This window comes from Streptomyces sp. NBC_00158 (genome assembly GCF_045160885.1).
Taxonomy (GTDB): domain Bacteria; phylum Actinomycetota; class Actinomycetes; order Streptomycetales; family Streptomycetaceae; genus Streptomyces.
In genome coordinates, this window is sequence record NZ_CP108161.1 from 3,213,219 (window position 1) to 3,231,137 (window position 17,919).

The following is a 17,919-nucleotide window of genomic DNA, read 5'->3' on the forward strand; positions in this document are numbered from 1 at the left end:
ACAACCGTATGGATCCTGGTTATGGTTCTTCACGTCAAGGCGCGAACGAACCACGAAGGGACCCGACCACCATGGCCGCGAACGGCACCACCGCCCCCGCCCCCGCCACCACCGCCACCACCACCGCCATCCGTTCCGAACTCGCCGTCGAAGGCCGCCGGTTGTCCTACCTCGACTTCGGCGGCACCGGCCGCCCGCTGGTCGCCCTGCACGGGCACCTGTCCGAGGGCGCCACGTTCGCCGACCTCGCCCGCGCCCTCGGCCCCGAGTGGCGGGTGATCGCCCCGGACCAGCGCGGCCAGGGCGAGTCCGACAGCGCCGCCGACTACACGCGGGAGGGCTACCTGTCCGACATCGCCGCCCTGCTCGACCACCTGGGGCTGGAGCACGTCGTCCTGCTCGGCCACTCCCTGGGCGCCGTCAACGCCTACCAGTTCGCAGCCCGCCACCCCGGGCGCGTGAGCGCCCTCGTCAACGCCGAGGGCCCGGCCGCGCTCGGGCTGGACGGCTCGAACCCGCTGGGCTTCCTGCTCCAGCTGCCGTACGAGGCCCCGACCCGCGAGGCGCTGATCGCGGGCCTCGGCCCGGCCGCGCCGTACTTCTCCGACCGGCTCCGGCAGAACCCCGACGGCAGCTGGCGCCTCCCGTTCCGCCCCCGGGAGATGTACGACTCCGAGCACCACGTCCACGGCGACCACTGGGCGGACTGGACGGCCTCGACCTGCCCGGCCCTGCTCGTACGCGGCACCAAGGGCGTGATCCTGGCCGACCAGGCCCACGCCATGAAGGAACACCGCCCGGCCACCACCCTGACGGAACTCGACACCGACCACTTCGTACACACCGCCGCCCCGGAGGCCTTCGCGGCGGCGGTGGCGGGGTTCCTGGAGGGGGTGTGAGCGGGGCGGGGGTGGGGGGCGGGGTCCCCTCGGACGGTCTCGGAGCAGGTTGGGGGCTTCCCGTCAGTCCCATCGTCCTTCCGCGTCGGGCCGGCCTGTCAAGGGCGCTCCTTCGTCGCGTCGCTACGCGATGTCGCTTCGCTCCACCCTTGACAGACCGACCCGCCACGGAAAGCCGAAAGACTGCCGGGAAACCCCCAAAGAAACGGCACGGTCCAGAGGAGAAGGGACGGGTTTCGCAGCGATGAGGCGAGGGGCCGGGCGCCGGCCGACCGGGCATCCGAGCCCTCAGCAGTCCCCGTTCCGGGCCGGGGGCGCGCCTACCCGCACGAAACGTTGACCAGCCCCCCCGGGGAAGCCCCCAGACGCGACAGATCGCTACGCGCTCCTCCCGTCTCAGCGTCCGACGACCGCCTTGGGCTGATACCCGCACGGGAGGACGAACAGGGCAGCCCGGGGAGCGGATGGGCGCGTCAGATCGCTACGCGCTCCTGCCGTCTCGGCGTCCGACGACCGGCCGGGGCTGATACCCGCACCAGAGGACGAACAGGGCAGCCCGGGGAGCCCACAGGCGCATCCCGCTAGGGTGGACGGCACATCGTGAACCGGAACAAGGAGCAGACGTGAGCGGCATCGCCCTGCAGCAGGAGATCGCCCGGGAACTCCAGGTCGCCGAGACCTTCGAGGCCGAGCGGGAGATCGAGCGCCGGGTGGCCTTCCTCGCCGAGCGGCTGACCTCCACGGGTCTGCGTTCCCTCGTGCTGGGCATCAGCGGCGGCGTCGACTCGACCACCTCGGGCCGGCTCTGCCAGCTCGCCGTCGAGCGGGCCCGCGAGGCGGGGCACGAGGCGCAGTTCTACGCGATGCGGCTGCCCTACGGCGTCCAGGCCGACGAGCACGACGCCCAGCTCGCGCTGTCCTTCATCCAGGCCGACCACGTCCTGACCGTGGACATCAAGCCCGCCAGCGACGCGGCGCTCGACGCCTCGGTGACCGCCGGTGTCGCCTTCCGCGACGCCCACCACCAGGACTTCGTGCACGGCAACATCAAGGCCCGCCAGCGCATGATCGCCCAGTACGCCGTGGCCGGCGCGCACGCCGGTCTGGTGGTCGGCACCGACCACGCCGCCGAGGCCATCTCCGGTTTCTTCACCAAGTTCGGTGACGGGGCCGCCGACGTGGTCCCGCTGACCGGCCTGACCAAGCGCCGGGTGCGCGCCATCGCCGACGTCCTGGGCGCGCCCGCCGAGCTGGTGTGGAAGACCCCGACGGCCGACCTGGAGACCCTCGACCCGGGCAAGGCCGACGAGGACGCCCTCGGCGTCACGTACGACGACATCGACGACTTCCTAGAGGGCAAGCCGGTGGACGCTCGCGCCTTCGACACGATCGTCAACCGCTACCGCCTCACCGAGCACAAGCGCCAGCTCCCCATCGCCCCCTGACCTGCGTCCATCAGCTCCCTGGGCCGCCCTGCTCGTCCCTTTGTGCGGGTATCAGCCCCGGCCGGTCGTCGGCCGCCGAGACGGCAGGAGCGCGTAGCGATCTGCCGCGCCCGGCGGCTCCCTGGGCCGCCCTGTTCGTCCTCTGGTGCGGGTATCAGCCCCGGGCGGTCGTCGGACGCCGAGACGGCAGGAGCGCGTAGCGATCTGGTGCGCTTGGGGGCTTCCCGGGCTGCTCTGGTCGCCTTTTGGTGCCGGTAGCCGCGCCCCTGGCCCGGAATCGGGACATCTGAGGGCTCGGATGCCCGGTCGGCCGGCGCCCGGCCCCTCGCCTCATCGCTGCGACACCCGTCCCTTCTCCTCTGGACCGTGCCGTTTCTTTGGGGGTTTCCCGGCAGTCTTTCGGCTTTCCGTGGCGGGTCGGTCTGTCAAGGGTGGAGCGAAGCGACATCGCGTAGCGACGCGACGAAGGGAGCGCCCTTGACAGGCCGGCCCGACGCGGAAGGACGATGGGACTGACGGGAAGCCCCCAACCTGCTCCGAGACCGCCCGAGGGGACCCCGCCCCCGCCCCCTCAGCCGGCGTCCCTCGGCTCCTGCTGCGACCGGACCGCCCCCATGCTGGCCGCGATGACCAGGGCGATCGCGAGCGCGTCCAGCCCCGACATCGCCTGGCTCAGGATCAGGAAGCCCGCGGTCGCCGCGATGGCCGGTTCGAGGCTCATCAGGATCGCGAACGTCGGGGCCGGGAGGCGGCGCAGGGCGAGGAGCTCCAGTGTGTACGGGAGCACCGACGACAGCACCGCGACGCCGAGGCCCAGTGCCAGCGTGCTCGGGGTGAGGAGGTCGGAGCCCGCCTCGACCACGCCCAGCGGGAGCGAGACGACCGCGGCCACTGCCATCGCCAGGGCCAGTCCGTCCGCCTGCGGGAACCGGCGGCCGGTACGGGCGCTGAAGACGATGTACGCCGCCCACATCGCGCCCGCGCCCACCGCGAAGCCCGCGCCGAGCGGGTCGAGGCCGCCGAGGCCCCCTCCGCCGTGGCCGGCCAGCAGGGCGACGCCGGCCAGGGCGAGTCCGGCCCACAGCAGGTTCACCAGACGCCGCGACACGATCACGGACAGGGCCAGCGGGCCGAGCACCTCCAGGGTGACGGCGGGCCCGAGCGGGATGCGGTCGATGGCCTGGTAGAAGAGGCCGTTCATGCCGGCCATGGCCACGCCGAAGGCGACGACCGTCCCCCAGTCGGAACGCCCGTACCCGCGCACCTTGGGCCGGCACAGCACGAGCAGCACCAGCGCGGCGGCCGCGAGCCGCAGCGTGACCACGCCCGCCGCGCCCACCCGGGGCATGACCATCACCGCGAGGGCCGCCCCGAACTGCACCGACACCCCGGCCGAGACCACCAGCGCGACCGGCCCGAACCGGGAGGACCGGGCGGGGGCGGAAACCGGACCGGAAACCGGACCGGAAACCGAACCGGAAACGGGACCGGAAACCGGACCGGAAACGGGAGCGACGGTCGTCGGGGACGAAGAGGATGGCGCGGGCATGAATCCAGACTAAGGGGTGCGTAAGGCCCATCAACGAGTGTTCTGCCTTACAACCCCCTCCCACCTGGGCCCGGCGTCTCACCGGGTGGACGCGCCTCCGACACGCGGTCCGGGACCCGATACGCTCCGCTCGTGGCTGAGATCCAGATTCCCGCTGACATCAAGCCCGCCGACGGACGCTTCGGCGCGGGCCCCTCCAAGGTGCGGACCGAGGCGCTGGACGCCCTCGCCGCCACCGGTACCTCCCTGCTCGGAACCTCGCACCGCCAGGCCCCGGTCAAGAACCTGGTCGGCTCGGTGCGCCAGGGTCTCCGGGACCTCTTCTCCCTGCCCGAGGGCTACGAGGTGATCCTGGGCAACGGCGGCTCCACCGCCTTCTGGGACGTCGCGACCGCCGGTCTGATCGAGCGGAAGTCCCAGCACCTCACCTTCGGCGAGTTCTCGTCGAAGTTCGCCAAGGCCGCGAAGCTCGCGCCGTGGCTGGACGAGCCGACCGTGATCTCCTCCGAGCCGGGCACGCACCCCGAGCCGGTCGCCGAGGCGGGCGTGGACGTGTACGCGTACACCCACAACGAGACCTCGACGGGTGTCGCGGCGCCGGTCAAGCGCGTCGCGGGCGCGGACGCCGGGTCGCTCGTCCTGGTGGACGCGACCTCGGGCGCCGGCGGCCTCCCGGTGGACATCACCGAGACCGACGTCTACTACTTCGCCCCGCAGAAGTCCTTCGCCTCGGAAGGCGGCCTGTGGCTGGCCGCGTTCTCCCCGGCCGCCCTGGAGCGTGCCGCGCGCGTGCACGCGTCGGGCCGGCACATCCCGGAGTTCTTCTCGCTGCCGACGGCGATCGACAACTCCCTCAAGAACCAGACGTACAACACCCCGGCGCTGTCCACCCTCTTCCTGCTGGACCAGCAGCTGCGGTGGATGAACTCGCAGGGCGGTCTGGAGTTCACGACGGGCCGTACGGCGGCCAGCGCGCGGAACCTGTACGGCTGGGCGGAGGCGTCGAAGTACGCGAACCCGTTCGTGCAGGACGCCGACAAGCGTTCCGCGGTCATCGGCACGATCGACTTCTCGGACGACATCGACGCGGCCGCGGTGGCGAAGGTGCTGCGCGCCAACGGCATCGTGGACACCGAGCCGTACCGCAAGCTGGGCCGCAACCAGCTGCGCGTCGCGATGTTCCCGGCGATCGACCCGGCGGACGTGCAGGCGCTGACGGCCTGCATCGACTACGTGATCGAGCAGCTCTGACCCGAGGGCCTGACGGCCTGACGGCCTGAGGACCTGAGGACCTGACGGGCCCCACCGCCCCTCGTCCCGTACCTGTGGAGCCCCCGGCGCCTTCCCGGCGCCGGGGGCTCCCGCGTTCTCCTTCACCCCCACCCCCACCCCCACCCGGGACTTTGGTCCTAAAATTCGGGGCAAAAACCCCGTAAACGGACCCCCACCACCCCGCCCCCACCTGCACGTCCCCCCTCCGGGACCTTCGGCCCGCCCCTCCCGGCACCGCTCGGACCCCGAAACCAAACACCCGTGATGCCCCTCTTGTCCGGTGTGCCGGGAACGACCCCCGGCCGGTCCGTTCCGTTCAGGAGGAACCCATGCGCAAGGCACTCACCCTCACCGCCGCGGCCCTCACCGCGTCGCTGGCCCTCGGCGGCGCCACCGCTTTCGCCGCCGGCACCCCCTCCCCCGCTCCCTCCCCCACCGCGAGCACGCACCCCGCCGCCTCCGCCCGCGTGGAGGTGCCCTCCTCGCCCGTGAAGCCCGGCGACGCCATCAGCGTCACCGTGACCGCCCCGGCCGGCTCCAAGAACCTCGCGGTCTCCTCCGCCGCCCTGGGCGACGTCAAGCTCACCCCGGGCAAGGACGGCAGCTGGAGCGGCACCGCCAAGGTCGCCGACGTCAAGGACGGCTCCTACGGCGTATCCCTCACCGGCAGCGCCCCCGACGGCACCAAGCTCCAGGCCACCGCCCAGCTCACCGTGAAGAAGGGCGACGCCCCGAAGCCGCCCACCCCGGCCTCCTCCAGCCTCCGCCTCTCCACCAACTTCGGGCGCCCCGGCGACAAGGTCACCGTCACCGTCAAGACCACCGCCAAGGACGTCAAGGACGCCTACGTGAAGTCCGACGCCTTCGCCGGCGGCCGCGTCGACCTCAGGAACGACGGCCACGGCACCTTCACCGGCACCGCCGTCGTCGCCAAGGACGTCAGGACCGGCTACTACGGGGTCGACGCCTTCGCGGGCGGCAAGAAGTTCGACACCGTCAAGTTCTCCGTCGAGGCCAAGGGCGGCCCGGACGTGAAGCCCGCACCGCTGAAGCCCTCCGAGCACAAGACCCCCAAGGGCTCCGTGAACACCGGCCAGGCCCCCGCCGATGCCTGAGACCGCCCCCTCCCGCCGCCGGGGCGGCCGCGTACGCCGCGCGGCCGCCCTGGCGGGGGCACCGGCCCTCGCCCTGGCCCTGGCCACCGGCTGCTCGGCCGGCGCCGAAGCGCACGGGACCGGCCCCACCCCCCGGACGCCCGCCTCCGCCCTCCCCGGCTCCGTCCTCCCCGCGTCCGTCCCCGACCGGATCGAGATCCCCGGCATCAAGGTCGACGCCCCGCTCGACACGGTCGGACTCGACGCCCAGGGCATCATGCAGGAACCCGATTTCGCCAAACCGAAGGACGCCGCCTGGTACAAGGAGGGCCCCACCCCCGGCGAGGCCGGCGCGGCCGCGATCGTCGGGCACATGGACACCCCGCAGGTCCCCGAGGCCGTGTTCTACAACCTCAAGACCCTCAAGAAGGGCCAGGAGATCGAGGTCCACCGCGCCGACGGCACCACCGCCGTCTTCGCCGTCGACTCCGTCGACACCTTCAAGAAGGACGCCTTCCCCACCGGCAAGGTCTACGGCGACACCCACGGCAAGGCCGAACTGCGCCTGATCACCTGCGGCGGCGACCTCACCGCCGACCGCCACTGGGACTCCAACGTCGTCGTGTTCGCCCACCTCACGGGCAGGGCGTAGCCCCCCACGCGATACCTTCAGCACTCCAGAGGCAGTACGCGGTACAGCGTGGAGGCATGCGGCGTGAACGTACGAGTGACGGCGGCCCAGAGCGGCACGGACCCCTTCAGTACCGCCCGGCTGCGGCGCGGGGTGCTCGACTCGTGGGGCGCGGGCCCGGCCCGGTTCCGCGAGGACGCCAACGCCGAGGAGGACCTCGCGCTCGGCGGCTACCGGGACCGGCTCGTCGTCGAGCTGGCCCAGAACGCCGCCGACGCCGCCGCCCGCGCCAAGGTCCCCGGCCGGCTGCGCCTGACCCTGCACCCCGCCGGACCCGAGGGTCCCGCCGTGCTGGCCGCCGCCAACACCGGGGCCGCGCTGGACGCGACGGGCGTGGAGTCCCTGAGCACCCTGCGCGCCTCCGCCAAGCGGGAGAACGACCAGGGCTCCGTGGGCCGCTTCGGCGTCGGCTTCGCCGCGGTGCTGGCCGTCTCCGACGAGCCGGCGGTGCTCGGCCGCCACGGCGGCGTCCGCTGGTCCCTCGCCGAGGCCCGCGAGCTGGCCCGGGAGGCCGCCGCCTTCAGCCCCGGCCTCGGCGACGAACTCCGCCGCCGCGACGGCCACGTACCGCTGCTGCGGCTGCCGCTGCCCGCCGAGGGCACCGCCCCCGAGGGCTACGACACCGTCGTCGTCCTCCCGCTGCGCGACGCCGCCGCCGAGGACCTCGCCGAACGCCTGCTGGCCGGCATCGACGACGCCCTGCTGCTGACCCTGCCCGGGCTGCGCGAGGTCGTCGTCGAAACCCCGTCCGCCGGGCACCGCGTCCTCTTCCGCCGCATGGACGGCCCGTACACCGTCATCGAGGACTCCGCCTCCGGCACCCACCGCTGGCGCACCGTCCGCCACACCGGCCCCATCGACCCCGCCCTCCTCGCCGACCGGCCCGTCGAGGAGCGACTGCGGCCCGACTGGACGGTCACCTGGGCCGCCCCCGTCGACCCCGACGGGGCCCCCGTACGCCCCCGCACCGCGCCCGTCGTGCACGCCCCGACCCCCACCGACGAGCCCCTCGGCGTACCCGCCCTGCTCATCGCCTCCCTGCCGCTGGACACCACCCGCCGCCACCCGGCGCCCGGCCCGCTGACCGACTTCCTCGTGGAGCGCGCCGCCGACGCGTACGCCGAACTCCTGGGCGCCTGGGAGCCGGTGAGCACCGGCCTGGTCGACCTCGTGCCCGGCCCGCTCGGCGGGAGCCCGCTCGACGGCGCCCTGCGCGCGGCCGTCCTCCAGCGGCTGCCCCGCACCGCGTTCCTCGCCCCGGCCGCCCCCACCGAGGAACTCCCCTCGCTGCGGCCCTTCGAAGCCGAGGTCGTGGAGGGCGCCGGCGCCGACACCGTACGGGTCCTCGCGGAGGTCCTCCCGACGCTGCTGCCCGCCGGGCTGGAACGGCGCCCCGAGCTGCGCACCCTGGGCGTGGGCCGGCTGCCGCTCGGCGACGCCATCGAGCGGATCGCCGGCATCGAGCGCACCCCGGACTGGTGGCACCGCCTCTACGACACCCTGGCCGGCGTGGACCCCGACCGGCTGTCGGGCCTGCCCGTGCCGCTCGCCGACGGCCGCACCACCATCGGCCCGCGCCACGTCCTGCTGCCCGGCCCGGACACCCCCGCCGACCTGGCCCGCCTCGGCCTGAAGGTGGCCCACCCGGACGCCGCGCACCCGCTGCTGGAGAAGCTGGGCGCGCTCCCCGCCACCGCGCGCGCCGTCCTGACGACCCCGCAGGTCCGCGCCGCCGTGGCCGCCTCCCTGGACGCCGGCGAGATCTGGGACGAGGACGCCCCGGACCCGGAGGAGCTCGCCGACACCGTCCTGACCCTGGTCCGCGCGGCCGGCCTGGCGCCGGGCGAGGAGCCCTGGCTGGGCGCGCTGGCCCTGCCCGACGAGGACGGGGAACTCGCCCCGGCCGGGGAGCTGCTGCTCGCCGGGAGCCCGCTGGCTTCGGTGCTCCGCGAGGACGAGGTCCCTTACCTGGACGCCGAGTTCGCGGCCCGCTGGGACGCGGACACGCTGGCCGCGTGCGGGGTGCTGACCGCGTTCCAGCTGGTACGCGCCACCGACGTGGTCCTGGACCCGGACGAACTGGAGCCCCGCGAGGGCGACTTCGCCGAGCCGGACGACGCCGGTCTGCTGGACGCCGTCGACGTGTGGTGCGAGGACCTCCTCGACCAGTTCCCCGACACCCCGGTGCCGCCGGTGGCGACCGAGCTGGTCGCCGTCCGGGACCTGGACCTCGTCGACGACGACCGCTGGCCCCAGGCGCTGGCGATGCTGGCGCAGCCGCCGCTGCGCGACGCCCTGACGCAGCCGGTGCGGATCCTGCTCCCGGACGGGACCACGCAGTCGGTGCGCTCGTACACCGCCTGGTGGCTGCGCGACCACCCGGTGCTGGACGGCCGCCGTCCGGCCGGTCTGCGGGCGGCGGGCGGCGACCCGCTGCTCGCGGGCCTGTACACCCCGGCGGACGCGACGGGCTTCGAGGACGAGCAGGTGCTGCGGGCGCTGGGCGTACGCACTTCCGTGCGCGCCCTGCTGGAGGAGCCCGGCGGCGCGGCCGAGCTGCTGGGCCGGCTCGCCGACCCGGACCGGGAGGTCACCGGGCACCAGCTGCACGGCCTGTACGGGGCGCTGGCCGATCTGGACCCGGAGCAGGTGACGCTGCCGGACGAGGTGCGGGCGGTGGTGGACGGCGAGGTGGTCGTGGTGGACGCGGCCGACGCGGTCGTGGCCGACGCCCCCGACCTGCTGCCGCTGACGGCGGGCCTCCCCCTCCTCCCGGTCTCCCCGTCCCGCGCGGGGGACCTGGCGGACCTGTTCCAGGTGCGCCGCCTGTCGGAGACGGTCCCGGCGGAGGTGAGCACGCCGGGCGAGGAGCACGAGGTCCCGGAGTCGGTGCGGATCCTGCTGGGTCCGACGACCCCGGCGACGTACGTGGAGCACGAGGAGCTGGTGGCGGGCGGCTCGGAGCTGGACTGGCGGCTCACCCCGGACGGGGTGCTGCACGCGGCGACCCTGGAGGGCGTGGCGGCGGGCCTGGCCTGGTCGGCGTCCCAGTGGCCGCGCCGCTTCGAGGTGGCGGCCCTGCTGGAGGACCCGTCGCGGACGGCGGAGCTGGCCCGGGACCGGTGGTTCGACTGACCGGCCGGGCGGCCGCTACGCCTGGAAGCGCCGGTCCACCCACCGGAAGGTGAACTCGATCGCGGCGGAGGCGGCCGCCGCGATCGCGACGGCGATCCACGGCATGGTGACGCCCTCCAGCTTGAGCTGGAAGAAGTCCTGGAGCCAGGGGACGACGAGGACGACGAGGAAGGCCGCGCCCATCGCGGCGACCAGGGCGACGCGCCACCACGTGTAGGGGCGGGCGATGATCGCGAGCACCCACATGGAGGTCAGGAACAGGGCGAGCGTGGCCGCGCTGGTCTCGGCCTTGAGGGAGTCGGGGCCGCTGTAGTGGGCGCGGGCGATCAGGTAGGTGGCGAAGGTGGCCACGGCCGCGATCGTGCCGCCGGGGATCGCGTAGCGCATGACCCGTTTCACGAAGTGCGGCTTGGCGCGTTCCTTGTTCGGGGCGAGCGCCAGGAAGAAGGCGGGGATGCCGATGGTGAGGGTGGACAGCAGGGTGAGGTGGCGCGGCAGGAAGGGGTACTCGACCTGCGAGCACACCACCAGGATGGCCAGCAGCACCGAGTAGACCGTCTTCGTGAGGAAGAGCGTCGCGACGCGGGTGATGTTGCCGATGACGCGGCGGCCTTCGGCGACGACCGAGGGGAGGGTGGCGAAGCTGTTGTTGAGCAGCACGATCTGGGCGACGGCCCGGGTGGCCTCGGAGCCGGAGCCCATGCTGACGCCGATGTCGGCGTCCTTGAGGGCGAGGACGTCGTTGACGCCGTCGCCGGTCATGGCGACGGTGTGGCCGTTGGACTGGAGGGCGCCGACCATGTCCCGCTTCTGCTGCGGGGTGACGCGGCCGAAGACGGAGTTCCCGTCGAGGACCTCGGCCATCTCGGCGCGTTCGGCGGGCAGCTCGCGGGCGTCGACGGTGTTGTGGGCGCCGGGCAGGCCGAGCTTGCCGGCGACGGCGCCGACGGAGACGGCGTTGTCGCCGGAGATGACCTTCGCCTTGACGTTCTGTTCGTCGAAGTAGCGCAGGGTGTCGGCGGCGTCGGGGCGCAGCCGCTGTTCCAGGACGACGAGGGCGGTGGGGCGTACGCCGGTGGCGACGGCGGGGTCGTCGAGTTCGCGGGCGGAGCGGGCCAGCAGTAGGACCCGTAGTCCTTGTTCGTTGAGGCCGTCGATCTCTTCGAGGGCGGGGTCGCCGGCGGGCAGGAGCACGTCGGGGGCGCCGAGCAGCCAGGTGTTGTTCTCGCCGTCGCCCTCGCTGAAGCTGGCGCCGCTGTACTTGCGGGCGGAGGAGAAGGGCAGGGACTCGGTGCAGCGCCATTCGGCGCTGTCGGGGTAGGCGTCGATGATGGCCTGGAGGCTGGCGTTGGGGCGGGGGTCGGATTCGCCGAGGGCGCCGAGGACCTTCTTGACGTACGCGGGTTCCGCGCCGCCGAGCGGGCGGAGTTCGGTGACGTCCATGCCGCCTTCGGTGAGGGTGCCGGTCTTGTCGAGGCAGACGACGTCGACGCGGGCGAGGCCCTCGATGGCGGGGAGTTCCTGGACGAGGCACTGTTTGCGGCCGAGCCGGATGACGCCGATGGCGAAGGCGACGGAGGTGAGGAGGACGAGCCCCTCGGGGATCATCGGGACGATGCCGCCGACGGTGCGGGCGATGGAGTCCTTGAGGTTGGAGTCCTTGACGACGAGCTGGCTGATGATGAGGCCGATGGAGGTCGGGACCATCATCCAGGTGACGTACTTGAGGATGGTGGAGATGCCGGAGCGCAGCTCGGAGTGGACGAGGGTGAAGCGGGAGGCCTCTTCGGCGAGCTGGGCGGCGTAGGCCTCGCGGCCGACCTTGGTGGCGGTGAAGGCGCCGCCGCCGGCGACGACGAAGGAGCCGGACATGACCTGGTCGCCGGGCTTTTTGAGGACGGGGTCGGCCTCGCCGGTGAGGAGGGACTCGTCGATCTCCAGTCCGTCGGCCTCGCCGACGACGCCGTCGACGACGACCTTGTCGCCGGGTCCGAGTTCGATGACGTCGTCGAGGACGATCTCGGAGGTGGAGACCTCGGCGGTGGTGCCGTCGCGGCGGACGCTGGGTTTGGCCTCGCCGATGACGGCGAGGCCGTCGAGGGTCTTCTTGGCGCGGAGTTCCTGGATGATGCCGATTCCGGTGTTCGCGATGATCACGAAGCCGAAGAGGCTGTCCTGGATGGGCGCGACGATCAGCATGATCACCCAGAGGACGCCGATGATGGCGTTGAAGCGGGTGAAGACGTTGGCCCGGACGATGTCGGCGGTGGACCGGGAGGACCGGACGGGGACGTCGTTGACGTCGCCGCGCGCGACGCGTTCGGCGACCTCGGCGGTGCTGAGGCCGGCCGGCTTGAACCGGGGGGCGGGGGGTTTCACCGGGTGTACGGGGTCGAGCTCGGCGCCCGCGTCGATGGCGGCGCCGCCGGCCCGTTCCGGCCCGTCATGGTCGATCCTCGCCCGCTGCGTCATGTTTTCGACGGTAAGGGCGGTTCGAACGGTTCACCCGCCGAGCGGTCGGAAGATCCGACTTCAGGATGACCCGAATCGTCCCGAGGTCGACCGTGGCGGCGGCCATCCCGGCGCGGCCGGGCGGAGCCACCTCGGGCGCCCGCGCCGGGGCCGCTCCGAGGTCCGCTCCGGGGCCGCTCCGAGGTCCGGTCGGCCGGCCCTACGCGCCGCCGCCCGCCTGCGGGGCCGGTCCGGCCTCCGTATCCGCCGCCGCCCGGGCCGCCTGTTCCGCCGCGTGAGCCCTGAGGGCGGCGTCGCGGCCGCGGACGTACCAGATGCCGATCAGGCCGAGCCCGCCGCCGGCGGCGCAGGTCCACACCCACCACAGCAGGTCGCGGTCGGCGAACCAGCCGTAGAAGGGCAGCTGGACGAGGAACACGGCGAACCAGAGGATCGTGCCGCCGGTGATGGTGGCGACAACCGGGCCCTCCAGGGGCTCGGGCGCCTCGTGCTTCGCAGTCCACTTCGCCATGGAGCCAAGTCTAGGTGGCCGGTTTTCGGGTCTACGCGCGGAGATGGACGACCCTTCGTTCATGTGTTCATACTGAAACGGTTTGTCTACGACCGGATTCGTTCGTATGAACCGCCCAATAGACCCGTTTGAGGACCGCATGAGCACCTCGGCACCCGCCGCGGCCCCCACCACCGGCCTGGACCGGTACTTCAAGATCTCCGAGCGCGGCTCGACCGTCGCCCGCGAGGTCCGGGGCGGCTTCGCCACCTTCTTCGCGATGGCCTACATCATCGTGCTGAACCCGATCATCCTGGGCAGCGCGAAGGACATGTACGGGCACCAGCTCGACGGCGGCCAGCTCGTCACCGCGACCGTCCTGACGGCCGCCTTCTCCACCCTCCTCATGGGCGTCATCGGCAACGTCCCGATCGCCCTGGCCGCCGGCCTCGGCGTCAACACCGTCGTGGCCCTCCAGCTGGCCCCGCGCATGAGCTGGCCCGACGCCATGGGCATGGTCGTCCTCGCCGGCTTCGTCGTGATGCTGCTGGTCGCCACCGGCCTGCGCGAGCGCGTCATGAACGCCGTCCCGCAGGGCCTGCGCAAGGGCATCGCGATCGGCATCGGCCTGTTCATCATGCTGATCGGCCTGGTCGACTCCGGCTTCGTCACCCGCATCCCGGACGCCGCCCACACCACGGTCCCGCTCCAGCTCGGCGGCAACGGCCACCTGCACGGCTGGCCCGTCCTGATCTTCGTCGTCGGCGTGCTGCTCACGCTCGCGCTGCTGATCCGCAAGACCCCCGGCGCGATCCTGATCTCCATCGTCGTCATGACGGTCGTCGCGGTCGCCGTGCAGCTCGTCACCGACCTGCCCGACCTCGCCTGGGGCCTGACCGTGCCGCAGTGGCCGGGCAACCCCGTGGCCGCGCCCGACTTCGGGCTCGTCGGCCAGGTCAGCCTCTTCGGCGGCTTCGACAAGGTCGGCCTGCTCACGGGCGTCCTGTTCGTCTTCACCGTGCTGCTGTCCTGCTTCTTCGACGCGATGGGCACCATCCTCGGCGTCGGCGACGAGGCCAAGCTGACGAAGCCGGACGGCACCTTCCCCGGCATCAACCGGGTCCTGCTGATCGACGGCCTGGCCGTCGCCTCCGGCGGCGCGACCTCCTCGTCCGCCACCACCTGCTTCGTGGAGTCCACGGCCGGCGTCGGCGAGGGCGCCCGTACGGGCCTGGCCAACGTGGTGACCGGCGCCCTCTTCACCGTCTCGCTCTTCCTGACCCCGCTCGCCACGATGGTCCCCTCGCAGGCCGCCACCCCCGCCCTCGTCGCGGTCGGCTTCCTGATCCTGGCGGGCTCGGTCCGGGACATCGACTGGAGCGACTTCACCATCGCCGTCCCGGCCTTCATGGCCATGGTGATGATGCCCTTCACCTACTCGATCACCAACGGCATCGGCATCGGCTTCGTCAGCTTCGCCGTGCTGCGGCTGGCGACGGGCCGGGGCCGCGAGGTCCCGGCCGCCATGTACGCCGTCTCGGCGGTCTTCGTCTTCTACTACGCGATGCCGGCCCTCGGCCTCACGTAAGCCCGTAGAACTTCTCCGTCTCGTCGACGGCGGCCTTGAACCGCTCGTCGAAGTCATCGCGAATGAGCGTCCGGACCACATAGTCCTGGACGCTCATTCCGCGTTTGGCGGCATGGTGCCGGAGCCGTTCCAGCAGCTCCCCGTCTATGCGCATGCTCAGCACATGTGTCCCCATGCCCGAAAGGGTCGGGCCAGAGGGTGCGCACGCGTGTCACTTTCCGCCGCTCACTCACCCGTACGAGTGAGACGGCGGGCCCCGGAAACCGTTTTTCCTTAGACAGAGTAATGAGTTATTCTAAAGACATGCATGACCTCTCCCATGGCGACGACGCCGCCGCCGTGAACGATCTGCGCTCCGCCGTGATGCGGCTGGGCCGACGCCTGAAGCACCAGCGCGTCGACGAATCGCTCAGCCCGACCGAGATGTCGGTGCTCGGCACCCTCGCCCGCTGCGGCCACGCCACCCCCGGTGAGCTGGCCCGCCGCGAGCACGTCCAGCCCCCGTCGATGACACGCATCGTCGCCCTGCTGGAAGCCAAGGGACTGGTCACGCTGGAGCCGCACCCCGAGGACCGCCGCCAGAAGGTGGTCCGCCAGACCGAGGAGGCCGAGACGATGCTCGAAGAGAGCCGTCGCAAGCGCAACGCCTTCCTGGCCGGGCTCGCGGCCGAGCTCACCGAGGACGAATGGGCCAAGCTCCGCGCGGCCGCACCCGTCCTGGAGAAGCTCGCCCACCTATAGGAACGACGCCAGGAGGCGAACGCTTTTGAGTACGGGAACCGGAGCAGACTCCGCACCCGGCCATACATCCACCACTACCACCACCGCGAGCAGAAACTCGATGTTCAGCTCGCTGAAGATCCGGAACTACCGGCTCTTCGCCACCGGCCAGGTCGTCTCGAACACGGGCACCTGGATGCAGCGCATCGCACAGGACTGGCTGGTCCTCTCCCTGACCGGCTCCGCCTCCGCCGTCGGCATCACCATCGCCCTGCAGTTCCTGCCGATGCTGCTCTTCGGGCTCTACGGAGGCGTACTCGCCGACCGGCTGCCCAAGCGGCCGCTGCTGATCGCCACCCAGAGCGCGATGGGCCTCACCGGCGTCGCACTCGCCGCGCTGACCCTGGCCGGGAACGTCCAGGTCTGGCACGTCTACCTCGCCGCCTTCCTGCTCGGCCTGGTCACCGTCGTGGACAACCCGGCCCGGCAGACGTTCGTCTCCGAGATGGTCGGCCCCGCGCAGCTCGCCAACGCCGTCAGCCTGAACTCCGCGAACTTCCAGTCCGCGCGGCTGGTCGGCCCGGCGATCGCCGGCGTGCTCATCACCGCCGTCGGCTCCGGCTGGGCCTTCCTGCTGAACGGGCTGTCCTTCGCCGCGCCCATCGCGGGCCTGCTGCTGATGCGCACGCACGAACTGCACCCCGTCACCCCGCAGCCGCGCGCCAAGGGACAGCTGCGCGAGGGACTGCGGTACGTCGCGGGCAAGCCCGAGCTGGTCTGGCCGATCGTCCTGGTCGGCTTCATCGGCACCTTCGGGTTCAACTTCCCGATCTGGCTGTCGGCCTTCACCGACGACGTCTTCCACGGCGACGCGGGCACGTACGGACTGTTCAACACCCTCATCGCGGCCGGCTCCCTGGCCGGCGCCCTGCTCGCGGCCCGCCGCGGCCACTCGCGCCTGCGGCTGCTGGTGGCGGCGGCCGTGCTGTTCTCGGTGCTGCTGCTGGTCACCGCGTTCGCGCCGGGCTTCCGGCTGTTCGCGGTGCTGCTGGTGCCGATCGGGATGTTCGGCCTGACCGTCAACGTCGTGGCGAACTCCAGCGTCCAGATGGCCACCGACCCCGAGATGCGGGGGCGGGTGATGGCCCTGTTCATGATGGTCTTCACCGGCGGCACCCCGGTCGGCGCCCCGCTCGTCGGCTGGATCACGGACACCTACGGTGCGCGCCTGGGCATGGCGGCCGGCGGCCTGATCTCCCTCGCGGCGGCGGTCGCCGTGGGCCTGGTCCTGTCCCGCGTCGGCAACCTCCGGCTGCGCCTGAACCGCCACGGCGTCGTCTTCGTCCCGGCCGTGGCACGACGCGAGCTGGCCCCCGCCGCGTAAGCCCTGGCCGGGCGGGGGGGGAATGGCCGCGCGTGCTGCGCCCGGACCCCTCCTGGGGGCTCCGCCCCCAGACCCTCCCCCAGCTACCGCTGGGAGGTGCCCCCAGCGCCTCAAACGCCGGCGGGGCTACAGATAGCCCCGCCGGCGTTTGAGGCGACGGGCGCGCAGCGCCCGTACGGGGTCAGGGGCGGAGCCCCTGGGAACGGTGGAAGTGGGGGTCCCCCCGGACGGAGTCTGGGGGAGGGTAGGGGACCTCGCCCCGCGCAGCGGCCAACGACCCGCACCCGACCCACCGGCCCCCGCCACCCGAACCGGCCCCGCCCGGCGGGCCGACGGACGGAGTCCGGCGCAGCGGCGCGAAGCCGGTAAGGCGCCCCGGCGCCGCACCGCGCGAGCGGCGCGTCAGGGAGGGGACGGACGGAGTCCGGCGCAGCGGCGCGAAGCCCGGGAAGCGCGCCAGCGCCGAGCGGTGCGAGCGGCGCCTCGCGGATAGGGTCGGAGACGTGAGGGTCTTCGCCGCCGTGCTGCCAGAGGCAACCGCCGTCGCCGAGCTGCGCGACGCCGTCGCAGTGGCGCCGCGCCCCGACGGCCTGCGGTGGACCGCGGAAGCGGGCTGGCACTTCACGCTCGCCTTCATGGGCGAGGTCCCCGACCCCCTCCTCCCCCACCTGCACGCCCGCCTCGCCCGCGCGGCCCACCGCAGCGCCCCCTTCCCGCTCCGCCTCCACGGCGTCGGCCACTTCGGCGACCGCGCCCTGTGGACCGGCGCCGCCGGCGGCATCGACGCGATGCGGATGCTCGCGGAGCGGGCCGACGCCGCCGCCCGCCGGGCCGGGGTGCCCATGGAGCACCACCGCCGCTACACCCCGCACCTCACCCTGGCCCGCGGCCGCCCCGGCACCGACCTGCGGCCCTGCCTCGACGCCCTCGCCGGCTTCGAGGGCACGCCCTGGCAGGTCGACACCCTCAGCCTGGTCCGCAGCAACCTCCCCGCCTCCGGCGTCCCCGGCGAACAGCCCCGCTACGAGGTCGTCGAGGCCTGGCCGCTGCGCGGCTGAGCGTTCGGGGACGGTTCATCCCCCGGTGGCCCGCACTTCGGGGCCCGGAATCCGGATTCCGGTGAAACAGAAGCAGTAGAGGCGGCCCCGGCATGCTCCGAGCAGTACCTGGCCAGCCGCCC

Annotated in this window: 14 protein-coding genes; 10 read left to right on the forward strand and 4 right to left on the reverse strand. The window is 72.8% G+C overall.

The window, feature by feature from the left end:
• Positions 1-71: 71 nt before the first annotated feature.
• Entirely contained in the window at positions 72-899 is an 828-nt protein-coding gene (locus OG553_RS14655) for an alpha/beta fold hydrolase (protein WP_405979415.1), read from the forward strand.
• Between the two features lie 623 nt (positions 900-1,522).
• Positions 1,523-2,344, forward strand: a complete 822-nt coding sequence (nadE, locus tag OG553_RS14660; RefSeq protein WP_405979416.1) for an ammonia-dependent NAD(+) synthetase — start codon at positions 1,523-1,525, stop codon at positions 2,342-2,344.
• A 571-nt stretch (positions 2,345-2,915) separates the two neighbouring features.
• Here nadE and OG553_RS14665 read toward each other — a convergent pair.
• Entirely contained in the window at positions 2,916-3,893 is a 978-nt protein-coding gene (locus tag OG553_RS14665) for an EamA family transporter (RefSeq protein ID WP_405979417.1), read from the reverse strand.
• Positions 3,894-4,025: 132 nt separating this feature from the next.
• Between OG553_RS14665 and serC the strand changes: the two genes are divergently transcribed.
• From serC to OG553_RS14685, 4 genes are all read left to right on the forward strand, one after another.
• On the forward strand, positions 4,026-5,144 hold the full coding sequence (gene serC, locus OG553_RS14670) for a phosphoserine transaminase (protein WP_405979418.1): 1,119 nt from the start codon (positions 4,026-4,028) through the stop codon (positions 5,142-5,144).
• 350 nt (positions 5,145-5,494) lie between these two features.
• Positions 5,495-6,280 (forward strand): hypothetical protein, encoded by a 786-nt coding sequence (locus tag OG553_RS14675; protein WP_405979419.1) that lies wholly within the window; start codon positions 5,495-5,497, stop codon positions 6,278-6,280.
• The gene (locus OG553_RS14680; RefSeq protein WP_405979420.1) at positions 6,273-6,911 is read left to right on the forward strand and encodes a class F sortase; all 639 of its coding nucleotides are present in this window, start codon (positions 6,273-6,275) and stop codon (positions 6,909-6,911) included. The genes OG553_RS14675 and OG553_RS14680 overlap by 8 nt, the downstream gene beginning before the upstream one ends.
• 63 nt (positions 6,912-6,974) lie before the next feature.
• Positions 6,975-10,085: a sacsin N-terminal ATP-binding-like domain-containing protein gene (locus OG553_RS14685; RefSeq protein WP_405979421.1), complete on the forward strand. Its 3,111-nt coding sequence runs from the start codon at positions 6,975-6,977 to the stop codon at positions 10,083-10,085.
• 15 nt (positions 10,086-10,100) lie between these two features.
• Here OG553_RS14685 and OG553_RS14690 read toward each other — a convergent pair whose 3' ends face one another.
• Both OG553_RS14690 and OG553_RS14695 read right to left on the reverse strand, forming a co-directional pair.
• Positions 10,101-12,557 (reverse strand): HAD-IC family P-type ATPase, encoded by a 2,457-nt coding sequence (locus OG553_RS14690; protein WP_405979422.1) that lies wholly within the window; start codon positions 12,555-12,557, stop codon positions 10,101-10,103.
• A 199-nt stretch (positions 12,558-12,756) separates the two neighbouring features.
• Positions 12,757-13,068, reverse strand: coding sequence for a DUF2530 domain-containing protein (locus tag OG553_RS14695; protein ID WP_405979423.1), 312 nt, complete (start codon positions 13,066-13,068; stop codon positions 12,757-12,759).
• A 139-nt stretch (positions 13,069-13,207) separates the two neighbouring features.
• Between OG553_RS14695 and OG553_RS14700 the strand changes: the two genes are divergently transcribed.
• On the forward strand, positions 13,208-14,635 hold the full coding sequence (locus OG553_RS14700; RefSeq protein ID WP_405979424.1) for an NCS2 family permease: 1,428 nt from the start codon (positions 13,208-13,210) through the stop codon (positions 14,633-14,635).
• Here OG553_RS14700 and OG553_RS14705 read toward each other — a convergent pair.
• Entirely contained in the window at positions 14,628-14,810 is a 183-nt protein-coding gene (locus OG553_RS14705) for a hypothetical protein (RefSeq protein WP_007265601.1), read from the reverse strand. The two genes, OG553_RS14700 and OG553_RS14705, sit on opposite strands and share 8 nt — an antisense overlap.
• 128 nt (positions 14,811-14,938) lie before the next feature.
• On the opposite strand from OG553_RS14705, the gene OG553_RS14710 reads away from it, so the two are divergent.
• The 3 genes from OG553_RS14710 (at position 14,939) to thpR (ending at position 17,797) form a co-directional block, all read left to right on the forward strand.
• Positions 14,939-15,376, forward strand: a complete 438-nt coding sequence (locus OG553_RS14710) for a MarR family winged helix-turn-helix transcriptional regulator (RefSeq protein ID WP_125603236.1) — start codon at positions 14,939-14,941, stop codon at positions 15,374-15,376.
• Positions 15,377-15,401: 25 nt separating this feature from the next.
• Positions 15,402-16,739, forward strand: coding sequence for an MFS transporter (locus tag OG553_RS14715; RefSeq protein ID WP_405979425.1), 1,338 nt, complete (start codon positions 15,402-15,404; stop codon positions 16,737-16,739).
• A 503-nt stretch (positions 16,740-17,242) separates the two neighbouring features.
• Complete coding sequence (gene thpR / locus OG553_RS14720; RefSeq protein WP_405979426.1) at positions 17,243-17,797, forward strand: RNA 2',3'-cyclic phosphodiesterase; 555 nt, start codon at positions 17,243-17,245, stop codon at positions 17,795-17,797.
• The last annotated feature ends 122 nt before the right edge of the window (positions 17,798-17,919 follow it).